The sequence below is a fragment of the Antarctobacter heliothermus genome (assembly GCF_900188425.1).
In the GTDB taxonomy this organism is placed as follows: Bacteria; Pseudomonadota; Alphaproteobacteria; order Rhodobacterales; family Rhodobacteraceae; genus Antarctobacter; species Antarctobacter heliothermus.
Genome location: NZ_FZON01000030.1, coordinates 1 through 12,764, shown reverse-complemented (window position 1 = coordinate 12,764; position 12,764 = coordinate 1). Strand labels below are relative to the sequence as shown.

At 61.6% G+C, this 12,764-nt stretch carries 16 protein-coding genes and 1 tRNA gene; 13 read left to right on the top strand and 4 right to left on the bottom strand.

The window, feature by feature from the left end:
• Positions 1-202: 202 nt before the first annotated feature.
• The 3 genes from CHB90_RS15135 to CHB90_RS15125 all read right to left on the bottom strand — a co-directional run bounded on the left by CHB90_RS15135 (position 203) and on the right by CHB90_RS15125 (position 3,235).
• The gene (locus CHB90_RS15135; RefSeq protein ID WP_089278705.1) at positions 203-1,030 is read right to left on the bottom strand and encodes an ATP-binding cassette domain-containing protein; all 828 of its coding nucleotides are present in this window, start codon (positions 1,028-1,030) and stop codon (positions 203-205) included.
• A complete protein-coding gene (locus CHB90_RS15130; protein WP_089278704.1) occupies positions 1,006-2,076 on the bottom strand; it encodes an ABC transporter permease in 1,071 nt (356 codons plus the stop codon). The genes CHB90_RS15135 and CHB90_RS15130 overlap by 25 nt, the downstream gene beginning before the upstream one ends.
• A 133-nt stretch (positions 2,077-2,209) precedes the next feature.
• Positions 2,210-3,235 carry a sugar ABC transporter substrate-binding protein gene (locus CHB90_RS15125; protein ID WP_089278703.1) on the bottom strand — a complete coding sequence of 342 codons (1,026 nt, stop codon included), beginning with the start codon at positions 3,233-3,235 and terminating at the stop codon, positions 2,210-2,212.
• Positions 3,236-3,448: 213 nt separating this feature from the next.
• Here CHB90_RS15125 and CHB90_RS15120 point away from each other — a divergent pair, with 213 nt between their 5' ends.
• The 13 genes from CHB90_RS15120 to CHB90_RS15060 all read left to right on the top strand — a co-directional run bounded on the left by CHB90_RS15120 (position 3,449) and on the right by CHB90_RS15060 (position 12,043).
• On the top strand, positions 3,449-4,669 hold the full coding sequence (locus CHB90_RS15120) for an ROK family transcriptional regulator (protein ID WP_089278702.1): 1,221 nt from the start codon (positions 3,449-3,451) through the stop codon (positions 4,667-4,669).
• A gap of 179 nt (positions 4,670-4,848) precedes the next feature.
• A complete protein-coding gene (locus CHB90_RS27020) occupies positions 4,849-4,905 on the top strand; it encodes a hypothetical protein (protein WP_245823262.1) in 57 nt (18 codons plus the stop codon).
• Between the two features lie 459 nt (positions 4,906-5,364).
• Positions 5,365-5,721 (top strand): hypothetical protein, encoded by a 357-nt coding sequence (locus CHB90_RS15110; protein ID WP_141135895.1) that lies wholly within the window; start codon positions 5,365-5,367, stop codon positions 5,719-5,721.
• A gap of 11 nt (positions 5,722-5,732) precedes the next feature.
• Complete coding sequence (locus CHB90_RS15105) at positions 5,733-6,170, top strand: cupredoxin domain-containing protein (protein WP_089278700.1); 438 nt, start codon at positions 5,733-5,735, stop codon at positions 6,168-6,170.
• A 21-nt stretch (positions 6,171-6,191) separates the two neighbouring features.
• Entirely contained in the window at positions 6,192-6,446 is a 255-nt protein-coding gene (locus CHB90_RS15100; RefSeq protein ID WP_089278699.1) for a PepSY domain-containing protein, read from the top strand.
• Between the two features lie 102 nt (positions 6,447-6,548).
• Positions 6,549-7,526, top strand: coding sequence for an ABC transporter substrate-binding protein (locus tag CHB90_RS15095; protein WP_089278698.1), 978 nt, complete (start codon positions 6,549-6,551; stop codon positions 7,524-7,526).
• Between the two features lie 13 nt (positions 7,527-7,539).
• Entirely contained in the window at positions 7,540-8,292 is a 753-nt protein-coding gene (locus tag CHB90_RS15090) for an ABC transporter permease (protein WP_089278697.1), read from the top strand.
• Complete coding sequence (locus tag CHB90_RS15085; protein ID WP_170941079.1) at positions 8,289-8,906, top strand: ABC transporter ATP-binding protein; 618 nt, start codon at positions 8,289-8,291, stop codon at positions 8,904-8,906. The genes CHB90_RS15090 and CHB90_RS15085 overlap by 4 nt, the downstream gene beginning before the upstream one ends.
• A 27-nt stretch (positions 8,907-8,933) precedes the next feature.
• Entirely contained in the window at positions 8,934-9,653 is a 720-nt protein-coding gene (locus tag CHB90_RS15080) for an ABC transporter ATP-binding protein (RefSeq protein WP_089278695.1), read from the top strand.
• A complete protein-coding gene (locus CHB90_RS15075; RefSeq protein WP_089278694.1) occupies positions 9,650-10,441 on the top strand; it encodes an ABC transporter permease in 792 nt (263 codons plus the stop codon). The genes CHB90_RS15080 and CHB90_RS15075 overlap by 4 nt, the downstream gene beginning before the upstream one ends.
• Positions 10,442-10,694: 253 nt before the next feature.
• A tRNA-Met gene (locus tag CHB90_RS15070) sits at positions 10,695-10,771 on the top strand.
• 250 nt (positions 10,772-11,021) lie between these two features.
• Positions 11,022-11,756 carry a hypothetical protein gene (locus CHB90_RS15065; protein ID WP_425426631.1) on the top strand — a complete coding sequence of 245 codons (735 nt, stop codon included), beginning with the start codon at positions 11,022-11,024 and terminating at the stop codon, positions 11,754-11,756.
• An 86-nt stretch (positions 11,757-11,842) separates the two neighbouring features.
• Positions 11,843-12,043, top strand: a complete 201-nt coding sequence (locus tag CHB90_RS15060) for a hypothetical protein (RefSeq protein ID WP_089278693.1) — start codon at positions 11,843-11,845, stop codon at positions 12,041-12,043.
• A gap of 9 nt (positions 12,044-12,052) precedes the next feature.
• On the opposite strand, the gene CHB90_RS15055 is transcribed toward CHB90_RS15060, so the two are convergent.
• Positions 12,053-12,694, bottom strand: coding sequence for a hypothetical protein (locus tag CHB90_RS15055; RefSeq protein ID WP_089278692.1), 642 nt, complete (start codon positions 12,692-12,694; stop codon positions 12,053-12,055).
• Positions 12,695-12,764 lie beyond the last annotated feature (70 nt).

The following is a 12,764-nucleotide window of genomic DNA, read 5'->3' as shown; positions in this document are numbered from 1 at the left end:
GTCCTGTCCTGTCTTTCGGGCCGCGAAACGCGCGCCATCGACCGGTCCTCCCGCTGACCGTGACACGCCTGTTATCGCTAACGGCAGTTGTGTACCAAAGGCCATACCTGATTTGCGATTAGTGTAACCCGGGCGTTTGCTGTTGCAAGCGTGTGCCAGTCAATGGCGGCCCGCCGCCCGACGGCGGAGCGCCATTAGGGTGCTACGCTGCGGCCTTTGGCGTAAGTTGTTGCTCTTCAATCGGCGGCGGTTCCATCGCGCCGGTCATGATCGCCACCGCGTCCGACATCGAGATCTTGGCCGGATCGACCACCGCGTGACGCTTGCCCAGCCGGTGAATGTGGACCCGGTCAGCCACCTCGAAGACATGCGGCATGTTGTGGCTGATCAGGATGATCGGAATACCCTTTGCGCGCACGTCCTGGATCAGTTCCAGCACCCGGCGGCTTTCCTTGACGCCAAGGGCGGCGGTTGGTTCATCCATGATGATGAACTTGCGGGCAAAGGCTGCGGCGCGGGCCACAGCCACGCCCTGACGCTGGCCGCCGGACAGGGTTTCGACCGCCTGATTGATCGACTGGACGGTCATCAGGCCCAGTTCCGTCAGCTTGTCCCGGGCGAACTTTTCCATCGCCTTCTTGTCGAGTTGACGAAAAACCGTGCCCATGAAGCCGGGTTTGCGCAGCTCGCGCCCGGCGAACATGTTGTCGGCAATGGACAGCGATGGCGACAGGGCGAGTTGCTGATAGACAATCTCGATCCCCATGTCGCGGGCTTGCAGCGGTGAGGTGAAATGCACCGGCTTGCCCTCGATCCTGATTTCGCCTTCGTCGGCCTGAACCGCGCCGCAGATCGCCTTGACGATCGACGATTTCCCAGCGCCGTTGTCGCCGATCACGGCCAGCACCTCACCCGGGTATAGGTCAAAATCCGAATGGTCGATGGCGGTGACGTGGCCGTAACGCTTCACGATTCCGCGGCCTTGAACGATGGGTTGCACAGACATTATCCCGAAACCTTCCTGATCCATTGATCGACAGAGACCGCCGCGATGATCAGCACACCGATCAGCAGGTAGGTCCATTGCGCGTCCGCCCCCATCAGGCGCAGACCCAAGGTGAACACACCAACGATCAGCGCCCCAAAGAGCGAGCCCAAAACTGAGCCGCGCCCGCCAAACAGCGAGATGCCCCCGATCACCACGGCGGTGATGGATTCGATATTGGCCAACTGGCCAGAGGTCGGAGAGACCGACCCGATGCGCCCGATCAAGGCCCATCCGGCAAAGGCGCAGATCAGGCCGGACAGCGCGTAGACGGACACCAGAACCTTGTTCGCCTCCATGCCGGACAGTTCCGCCGCCTCCTTGTCATCGCCCACGGCGTAGACATGTCGCCCCCAGGCGGTTTGCGTCAGCGCATAGGTCAGCACGCCAAAGAGCAGCAGCATGAAGATGATGCCATAGGTCAGGCGCGCGCTGCCCAGTTGCAGAGTGGTGCCGAAGAATTGCAGGATCGCGGCGTTCTGTTCGATGTCCTGAGAGCGGATCGTCTCGTTCGCCGAATACAGAAAGTTGGCCGCCAGAACGATCTGCCACATGCCCAGCGTCACGATGAAGGGCGGCAGTTTCATCCGCGTCACCAGCAGGCCGTTGATCGCGCCGATGCCGGTGCCCACGGCCAGGCCGCACATCACAGAGATGAACGGCGGGATGCCATAGCGAAAGGTGAACTGGCCCATGACGACTGAGCTCATGACCATGATCGCGCCCACGGACAGGTCGATGCCCGCGGTCAGGATTACCAGCGATTGCGCGGCTGCCACGATGCCAACGATCTGAACCTGTTGCAGGATCAGCGTCAGGGCAAATGGCGAAAAGAACTTGGACCCCAGCAGCAGGCCAAAGACCACGATGGACATTACAAGGACGATGAGCGGGACAAGGGCGGGGTTCGTGTGCAGGGCGTTTTGCACCTTGTGAACGAAACCTTGGGGCTTTTCGAACTCGGCAACCTGATTGGTGGCTGCGGACAACGACGATTCGTAGTCCGACCCCTTCGAGGCAGACTCGGTCATGTGGGATCCTCCCAGATCAAGTTTGTGGGTGCGTTCTGATGCGCGTTTCAGACCAGCCTAGGCGACAAGGCGGCAACGCGTCCATGACGAAGGGGCGGCTGCCGCCCCTTCGCTGTAGTTCAGAAGCTCGGGATCAACCCCAGCAGCGATCCATGCCCTCTTGCACAGTGATCGAGTCGACGCCGTCGACAGGCTGATCGGTGACCAGCGACACACCCGTGTCGAAGAAGTTCTTGCCTTCGGTCGGCTCTGGCTTGACGCCCTCGTCGGCCCATTTCTTGATCGCCTCGATGCCCAGCGACGCCATCAGCAGCGGATACTGCTGCGAGGTCGCGCCGATCACGCCGTCGGCCACGTTCATGACACCGGGACAACCGCCGTCGACCGAGACGATCAGAACGTCGTTTTCACGCCCGATGGATTTCAGCGCCTCATAGGCCCCGGCGGCTGCGGGTTCGTTGATGGTGTACACCACGTTGATGAAGGGATCCTGCGCCAGCAGGTTTTCCATCGCGCGGCGGCCGCCCTCTTCGTTGCCCTGCGTCACGTCGTTGCCAACGATGCGCGGGTCGGTTTCATCGCCCCACTTGGTGACATCCATGACGTCGATGCCAAACCCGGTCAGGAACCCCTGATCGCGCAAAACGCCAACCGACGGCTGCGACACGGCCAGATCCAGCATGCCGATCTTGGCGTCGGCGGCGGCATCGCCCAGCTTGCCGGCGGCCCACTTGCCGATCAGTTCACCGGCCAGAAAGTTGTCGGTGGCAAAGGTCGCGTCGGCGGAATCGATCGGCTCCAGCGGCGTGTCGAGCGCGATGACAAGGATGCCCGCGTCGCGCGCCTGCTGCACGGCCGGAACGATGGACGATGTGTCGGAGGCGGTCAGCAGAATGCCTTTGGCGCCATCCGCGATGCAGGTCTCAATAGCCTGAACCTGGGTTTCATGGTCGCCGTCGATCTTGCCGGCAAAGGACTTCAGCTCGATTCCCAACTCTTCGGCCTTGGCGGTCGCGCCTTCTTTCATCTTGACGAAAAACGGGTTGGTGTCGGTCTTGGTGATCAGGCACGCGCTGATCGAATGGCTTGCGGCGCTTGCGCCGGTTGCCAGTGCGGCGGCAGTCAGGGCAATGGCCGTGCCAGTCAAAAGCTTTTTCATGGTATCCTCCCAAAATCCGCGGGGTCCAACGCGGCAGTATTATCAGACCCAAGAGCCGCGATTTACGCCGACCCTTCGTCATCTAGAGAACAGATTCGAGCGGTCAAAGTCAATATAAATCAATCCGCGTTATTTATTATTGACAGGCGGCGCCGAAAGGGGAAATCTGACAAGAGAGGACGCGAAATGCTCAGTGCCTCCAGAAGGAACAACATGGACAGCACCCGGAAAGAAGACGATCCGGCGAGCCTGCCGTCAGACAGCGTGCGCGGGTCCAATCAAAGCGGTGTTCGGGCCCATAACGAACGGCTGGTCCTGTCGCTGGTTCGGCAATTCGGGCCGCTCCCCAAGGCCGAAATTGCCCGTCTGACTGGCCTGTCGGCGCAGACCGTGTCGGTGATCATGCGCGCGCTTGAAAAAGAGGGCTTGCTGCAAAAGGGAGAGCCAGTGCGCGGCAAGGTCGGCCAGCCGTCGGTGCCGATGAGCCTTGCGCGCGAGGGGGCGTTTTTTCTGGGGCTCAAGGTCGGGCGTCGGTCGCTGGACCTGTTGTTGACCGATTTCCACGGACACGTCGAAGGCCGCGTGCACCTGCCCCATCGCTATCCCACCCCCGATGGCGCGGTGACGTTTGCAAACGGCGCAATTGCGCAGTTGCTTGGCCAGCTTTCACCAGAGCATCGCGACCGTGTCGCCGGGTTGGGCATCTCCATTCCGTTCAGGCTGTGGGACTGGGCCAAGCCGCTTGGCCTGCCCACCACAGAGATGGAGGCATGGCGCGACCGCAAGATCGCAGACGAACTTGCCGAAAACTGGGCTTTTCCGGTCTACCTGCGCAATGATGGCTCTGCGGCCTGCGGTGCGGAGTTGGTCTTTGGCGATCAGAGCAAACCCCGCGACTTCCTCTATTTCTTTGTCGGCTTCTTTGTCGGCGGCGGGTTGGTCATCGACAACACGGTGTTCACCGGCCACAGCGGCAACGCCGCGGCCGTGGCGTCGATCCCGATCGGGATCAAGGGAACCAAGGTCAGCCAGTTGGTCGATGTGGCGTCCATATACACTCTGGAACGTCTGGTGACCGATGCGGGCGGCGACAGCGGCATGATCTGGGACAATCCGACCCAATGGGACTTGCCTGACGGTGTTCTGGATGCGTGGATGTCCCGTGCCGCCGATGGGTTGGCCTATGCGATCCTGTCCGCGTCCTGCCTGATCGACTTTCAAAGCGTGGTGATCGACGGCTGGCTGCCGGACCCGGTCCGTGCGGCCCTGGTCGCCCGAACCGCCCGCCGTCTGAACGAGATCAAGGTGCCGGGCATAGAGGTGCCGGACTTGCGCCAAGGCAGCATTGGGCGGGATGCGCGCGCGCTGGGCGCGGCGAGCCTGCCATTGTCCGACAAGTTTCTGGTCGATCGGAATGCCTTTCTAAAGGGCTGACACGATTGCGCGATCGCTGACCCGCCGCGCCGTGGCAAGGGCCGCGCACGCCGTCGGACACGACCTTGCGCCCTTTCTGACCGGTCAGGCGGCACACGACGTTGAGGCGCTGTTTGAGGCGATGCAATCCATGTGCATTGCGTCGCGCGCGGGGGTACGCGTCTTTTCCAATCTCGGCGGTGGATATCGCCCTGTGGGATCTGCCCGGCCAACGCACGGGCCAGCCGCTGTGGTAGATGGCGTGCGGGGCAGGGGACCGCTGTCAGGTTTGCGCGCGTCAAGGGCGGGATCGGGCAGCTGACCAAGGCGTTGGCCAACGAATGGGCGGACAAGATTATGTCAACGCACTCTGATTTTCAAACTGAGACACTCCCCGGTCAGATCAAGGTTTGCGAGGGTGCGAACTGATTGGCCATCGTCAAAGGCCGCCGGTTGCCTGCTCATGTCCTGAACGCTGTCGATGGAGGCCTGTGGGCCAGTGCCTGTCCGGAAAGGGACAGCGCCAGACAAGCATCACCAATACCGCGTGCGGGGTGTTTCCTGCAAACTGAGTCGCAAAGCTCGGCGCAGGCAGGGCTCGTCATTCACACAACCCAGCCAAAGGTCCCGGTTGCGAAACGCCCCCGGTTTGATTGGGATATCAAGAACGCACCCGGGACGACAAACCGGGCAAGGGAGGGGGCAATGTGCAACGGATGATCGCTCTGCTTATGGCCGTGATGCTGTTCCTCGGCATGGATGGCCCGGCTCTGGCATTGGATGTCAAGACAGAGGTTCCGCGTACCGATCATCCGCGCTTTTTGCCAAGTTTCCGCGATGGCTCTGATCCTCAGGATCGTCGCCTTGCCGGGACCGATCAGCTCGCGGAGGCGCTGGATCAGCTTTTGACGGACGGTAGCAGGCTGATAGTTGAGATGGCTGACAGCCAAGACCTGCCAGCCACTCACGGCGCTTCCGATGACACCACCATTGCCGATGTCGCCCGCGACAAGGCGATCAAAACGGCGCAAGTCGGCCAGCAGCGCCGGGGCATGGCCGAGACCCTGAATTGAAGGAGACCCTGATGAGATTTCTGACTGCCGCCGCCTTTGCCTGCGGCCTTTCTGCTCCGGCCTTGGCTGCGCCGCTGTGCGATGATCTTGGCTTTGCCGGGCTGCTGGCCTCTTGCAACCGGGGAGAGCCGATCCAGCTGACCCTCGCCTCTGGCCAACCATTGGGCGAGGATGTCACCCTGCAATCCGGGGCCTACTATAAAATGTTCATCACCGCTGATGGTTCTGCCGAACTGGCCATCACCGGGTCAGAGTTCTTTCGCGCAATCTGGATGAATGAGATCGTCATAAACAAGATCGAAATCCGCCCGATGGCCATCGACTCGATCGAATTTGACGCGGAAGGCGTGGCGGAGTTGTCCTTTATCGCCATCAAGCCCGGTACTCATATCCTGCGTATTCCCGGGTCAACCGGCGAAACCCAGCAGATCCGCATCAGCATTCAATAACCCCGACCGGAACCATTGAACATGACCCGCACCCTTGCCGTCGCCTTCGCCGTTGTCATTGCCGCCCCGTCCTTTGCCGGCAGTCACGAGATCCCGCAGGACACCGTGGACAAGATCACCGCCATGCTGGCCGAAATGAAATGCCAGATGGACCCCGACGACATCAAGACGGAAGACGGCGGGTATGAGCTGGACGACGTCATCTGCGAGGGCGGCCATCAGTTCGACATTGAACTGGATGCAGACCTGAATGAGGTCGGCCGTCGCGCCGAATGACACGCAGGGCCGCGACCAAAGGCCAATGGTCAGCGGCGCGACAATGCCCACAATGCACCAAAGCGGACTGCAAGGTCCAAGTAGCCAACCGGGAGACATCACATGATCCGATCCATCACACGCCGGGGCGCCTGCGCCCTTCTGGCGATGATCGTTGCCGCCCCCGCCTTTGCCCAGGATTTGCCGGTCATTCGTGCCGCCGTGCTGAAGATCGGCACCGTGAACTGGGAACTGGCAACCATCGTCGAGCAGGGCTTTGATGAGGCGCGTGGGTTTACTCTGGACATCGCGCCCTATGCCGACAATGGCGCCACGCGCGTCGCGGTTGAGGGCGGTGAGGCGGACGTGGCCGTTGCCGACTGGATTTGGGTTGCGCGGCAGCGGGCTGCTGGCAAGGACTATGTCTTTGTGCCCTACTCCAAGGCGGTTGGCGGCCTGGTCGCGCCGAAAGGCAGCGGCGTGGCCTCGCTCAAGGATCTGGCAGGCGGCAAGATCGGCATTGCCGGTGGGCCGCTGGACAAATCCTGGCTGATCCTGCGCGCCTATGCGCAACAGGAATACGGCATGGACCTGAAGGCTGACACCGAACAGGTCTTTGGCGCGCCGCCGCTGATCTTCAAATCCGGCCTCGGCGGCGATCTGCAAGGGGCGATCAACTTTTGGCATTTCCTTGCCAAGATGAAAGTGGCGGGTATGGAAGAGGTGATCTCGGTCGAGACGGCGGGTAAGGCGCTGGGATTGAACACCGACACGCCGCTGCTGGGCTACTACATGAAGGAAAGCTTTCTGGCAGAGAACCCCGGTCTGGCGCAGGCCCTGTATGACGCCAGCCGTGACGCCAAGGATCTGCTGGCCAGCGACGATGCCGCATGGGAGACGATCCGCCCGATCATGAATGCCAAGACAGACGCGCAGTTCGATCAACTTAAATCCGACTGGCTGGCCGGCACGCCCGCGCGCGGCCCGGTTGACATCGACGGCGCGAACAAGATGCTGGCGTTGATGAATGACCTTGGCGGGGCTGATCTGGTCGGCAAGGCGACCACCGTGCCTGATGGCCTGTTCGCCGACCTGAACTGAAGCAGGTCGCCCGATGAAAGACATGCACGCGGTCACGCCAATCCTGTCGATCATCGGGCTGTTTCTGCTGTGGATCCTCAGCGCGACACTGACGGCGGACCCGACGGTCCTGCCGCAGCCATGGGCCCTGATCGGCCCGGCAACGCGGGAGATCGGGTCAGGCGAATTGCCCTTCCACCTTGGCGCCACGTTGCTGCGAGTGATCTGGGCTTTTGCGCTGGCGATGTTCATTGGTATCGCGCTGGGTCTTGCCATGGGCCGGTCAGAGGCGCTGAACCGCTGGTTGGACCCTTGGCTGGTGATCTTTCTGAACCTGCCCGCGCTCGTGCTGATCGTGCTGTGTTACCTGTGGATCGGCCTGAATGAGACGGCGGCCATTCTGGCGGTGACGCTGAACAAGATCCCCAATGTCGCCACCGTTATCCGAGAAGGCGCGCGCGCCCTTGATCCGGATCTGGACGCCATGGCGCGGGTCTACCGGATGTCGTGGCTGGCGCGCATGCGCCATGTCACGCTGCCGCAACTGGCGCCGTTCATCACCGCCGCCGCGCGGTCCGGCGTGGCGGTGATCTGGAAAATCGTTCTGGTGGTCGAATTCCTTGGCCGCTCAAACGGCGTTGGCTTTCAGATTCACTTGTATTTTCAATTGTTTGATGTCGCGATGGTGCTGGTCTACGCGCTATCCTTCATCGCGGTGATGCTGGCGGTGGAATGGCTGGTACTGCAACCTTGGGAACGCCGCATCCGGCGGTGGAGGGCCGCGTGATCCGGGCCGACATCACAGCGAAATTCTTTGGCGATCAGCAGGTTCTGGGGCCGGTCCGCTTTGACATCCGGCCGGGGGAAACCGTTGCGCTGCTGGGGCCGTCCGGTATTGGCAAATCCACCGTCCTGCGGATCTTGGCCGGGATCGACACCCGGTTTGAGGGCACCGTGACGCGCCCCGACAATATGGCGATTGTCTTTCAGGAACCGACCTTGCTGCCGTGGCGTAGCGCGCTCGACAATCTGCTGATCGTGCGGCCGACGTTGGGGGCAGAGGCGGCGCGTGCCGCGCTGGCGCGGGTTGGCCTGGCGGGCCGCGACGATGCCTTTCCGGGGCAGTTGTCTCTTGGGCAGCAACGTCGGTTGGCGCTGGCGCGTGCCTTTGCCGGAGCGCCGGAGTTTCTGGTGATGGACGAACCGTTCGTGTCGCTGGACCCGGAGATGGCCGAACAGATGCTGACCCTCACAGAGGCGTTGATTGCCGAGGCAAAGCCCGCCACCCTGTTTGTGACCCACGCCCGGGCAGAGGCGGACCGTCTGGCCGACCGCACGCTGGTTTTGTCGGGAAAACCGGCCACGTTGCTAGATGAGGACGCTGAACATGATGTTTTGTGACGGCGTCTTGTCAGCCGCAGGTCAGCCATGACTGAGGGCCTCTCTGTCCAGAACCTCAGCTTTGCCTATGGCCCGAAACAGGCATTGGCTGACGTGTCATTTGACCTGCAAAAGGGCCGCTTTTGCGCTTTGCTTGGCCCCAATGGCGCGGGCAAGTCGACGCTGGTGTCACTCCTGACCCGGTTGCTTGTCTCACCCACCGGCACGATCCGCATTGCCGGGCATGACCTGCGCCAGGCACCCAGTCAGGCGCTTGCGAAACTGGGGGTGGTGTTTCAACAGCCAACGCTGGATCTGGACCTCAGCGTGCGCCAGAACCTCTCCTATTTCGCCGCACTGCACCGCTTGCCACGCAAAGGGTTGAACGCGCGAATCGACACGGTTCTGGAGCGGCTGGACATGGCCGAGCGTGCGCATGAAAAAGTCCGCGCGTTGAATGGCGGCCACCGGCGGCGCACCGAACTGGCGCGCTCCCTGCTGCATGAGCCGCAGGTGCTGCTGCTGGACGAACCCACCGTCGGGCTGGATGCGTCCTCTCGCGCCGGGATTGTCGCCCATGTGCATGACCTGGCCGCGCAGGGGATGTGTGTGCTCTGGACCACTCACCTGACCGATGAAGTGCGCGATACAGATGACCTGCTGGTGCTGCACCGGGGGCAGATCCTGACCCACGGCCCGGCGGGTCAGGTGCGCGGTGATCAGGCCCTGTCGGACTGGTTCCTGAGCCAGACAGGAACCCCGGTATGACGGGTTGGCTGATCGCCCTGCGCGCCATAGTCGGGCGCGAATTCCTGCGCTTTATCCATCAGCGCGAACGCTTTTTGTCGGCGCTGGTGCGCCCCCTGGTCTGGCTGCTGATCTTTGCCGCCGGATTCCGCGCTGCGCTGGGCCTGTCGATCATCCCGCCCTATCAGACCTACATAACCTATGAGACCTACATTGTTCCCGGCCTCTGCGCGATGATCCTGCTGTTCAATGGCATGCAAAGCTCTCTCTCGTTGGTCTATGACCGCGAAATGGGGTCGATGCGGTTGCTGCTGACCAGCCCCCTGCCGCGTTGGTGGCTGTTGTTGTGCCGTCTGCTGGGGTCCAGCGCGATTTCCGTGCTACAGGTCTATGCCTTTCTCGCCATCGCGGCGCTGTTCGATATCACCATGCCGATTTGGGGCTATGTCGCCGCCCTGCCCGGCCTGTTTCTGGGTGGCATCATGCTGGGCGCGCTTGGCCTTGTGTTGTCCAGCTTTGTTCGCCAGTTGGAGAATTTCGCCGGTGTCATGAACTTTGTCATCTTCCCGATGTTCTTTCTGTCCTCGGCCCTCTACCCGCTGTGGAAAATGGCCGAAAGTTCAGAGCTTTTGTACGGCATCTGCGCCCTCAACCCATTCACCCATGTGGTAGAGCTGATCCGCTTTCTGCTGTACCTGCAATTCAACTGGATCGCGCTTTTTTGGGTCGTCGGGGCGACCGCCATCTTTGGGCTGCTTGCCTTATGGGGCTATGATCCGGCCCGCGGATTGATGAAGCGCAAGGCTTGAAGACGTCAGGCGTGTCGCCCCGCGAAACGGACAGGCTTTCACGTCCAGCGTTGGTCTGACCGCGCCATCGACGGGCTCACCCCGTGTGAGGATCACCAACGGTGAAATAGGGACCAAATCCAGAACAGAGCAACTTCATGGCGCGGACTCCACGGGGAACAGGTCAGGGCGTCAAAACGTCGAAAAACTTTTTCTTTTCGGCCTCACTTACCCTTGCAGTCCTCCGCACGGCGATATAGGACACGCCTACTGTCGCGGGGTGGAGCAGCCCGGTAGCTCGTCAGGCTCATAACCTGAAGGTCGTCAGTTCAAATCTGACCCCCGCAACCAAAAAAACTAAATATACCAAATAGTTAGAACCTGACTTAATCAGTCGGGTTTTTGCGTTCGCAAAACGTGTCAACGCCATGTCAACGTTTGCAGAGTCGCCCCCCCCCGCCAGCCACAACCGCCGACAATCACCCGCGCTCAGTGACAGTCGGTGACATTCGCTGATGTTGAGCGAGACTGCCCGAGATCATGGCGAGGCCTCCCCTCGGTCCACTTGGCATCCCCGTTCTGCCTGTGGCATGAAGTGGACATGATCGAATTCCGCCCGCTCCTTGATGACCATCCCGATCTCGCGCATTCGCCCCTGCTGCGCGCAGCGCTCCTGACGCTGCAGAACGTGCAGGAGCACGGCTCGATTGGCCTGACCAAGACCAAGGCGTTCAAGCGGGTCTTCGTCCATCGGGCGGTCGAGCGCTTCGGCTGGCCGGGAAAAAGCGCGGAAGAGATGTTCCGCTACAACAAGGTCATCAACGAATACGAGTTCCCGCCGCTCGAGGTGTTACACTACCTGCTGATCTCCCTTCGCCTGGGGCGGCACTTCAAGGGCGAGTTCCGGTTGACCAAGCGGGGCGCCGAGCTGGCGCAGGCCCCGGGCCGGCTGTTCGCCGAACTGATCCCACACTTCGTCCTGCGCATCGATCACGCCTCCTATGCGCGCTTCGATGATCGCCCCTTCGGCAAGTGGGATGTCTGGATGAACGTCATCAATGTCGAGGCCGACCACGGCACGACCGAGGCCGCCTTGTTCGAAGCTTTCTACGGTGAGCCGAAGGATTGGCACACGGCCGGCTGGCGCGAGATGTCCGCGTTCTCCTGTTGCGTTCTTCTGCCCCTGGAATGGGCGGGACTTCTGGTCGAGACCCGCGAGGACAGCTCCGGCAAGCGTGTCTGCCATGTCTTTAAGACACCGCTCTGGCGCAGCGGACTTGGACACCGACGAGATGCTCAGGCCGATGGCCGTGCAGTAAATGCGCCTCCCTGCTGACGCCGGACCCGAGCACATGCCCAATGGCAGGGCCCGCTCTTTCCAGGATGACGCATTTACTGCACGGCGACGGTTAAGCTCCGCCAATGCTTTTCGCCTTTTACGATCTTGAAACCTCCGGCATCTCGCTCGCCTTCGACCAGCCCCTGCAGTTCTCCGCCATTCTGGCAGAGCACCTGCTCCTTTCACAAAACCCTGAACTTCGCCCCGGTGGACGGGCCGCAGAAAATCTGAAGACGCGCGAGCATGACCACAATCTTTGGTCTATGCCTTGTCATTTCCCATGATAACGACCCTCAAAGAGGAGACCGATCAAGCCGCGCTGCATCTGTGAGCCCGGTTTCCGCAACGGACGGCGGAAGATCGGGGACCGGTGTCCGACCAACAGACATCCGACGAGTCCAGCTGCGCCCCTGTTCTTCAAGACGCTGGTCAATCGCGCGGGTGGTCACCCTGTCGCTATGCGGAAAGCCGCCAAGCTGCACCGCGAGCGTGTCGATACTATCGGATTGCTGCCCGGCCCAGATGCACGACAGGTTATCCCCGTTCCAGAGGATCAGCGCGTATTGGTCGCCAGATGCTAGGAACGCGGCATCAGCGCCATTAGCGGCACTCTCCACCGCATCCGTTAGCGGTTCGAAGTTGGCAACCCGGTCAGCAGAAAGATAGTTGGGCAGGAACGACCACATGTGCGCTGCGCTGAACGCGGCCAGAGCGGCGCGGCGCTTATCCTCCGGCACCTCTGCCCAGCCCCGCGCAACCAAGCCATCCCGGATTGCGGCGCCCTGCGCCGTGGTCGGGGTGCAGGCCGCCATGAGGGCCGAGACCTCAGGCGCGGCGGTCACAGTGATCTGCTGAGCGACGAGCCGCGCCGGCGACGCCAGCACGACAGCAAGGGCCGCAGAAAGAATGGTATTGCGTGCGATAAGCGTGGTCATTGGAAGAGTCCTCTGTGCAGGTGATGTAGTGGCAACCGAAATACCCTTGGCAGATTTGTCCAGGCTCGAG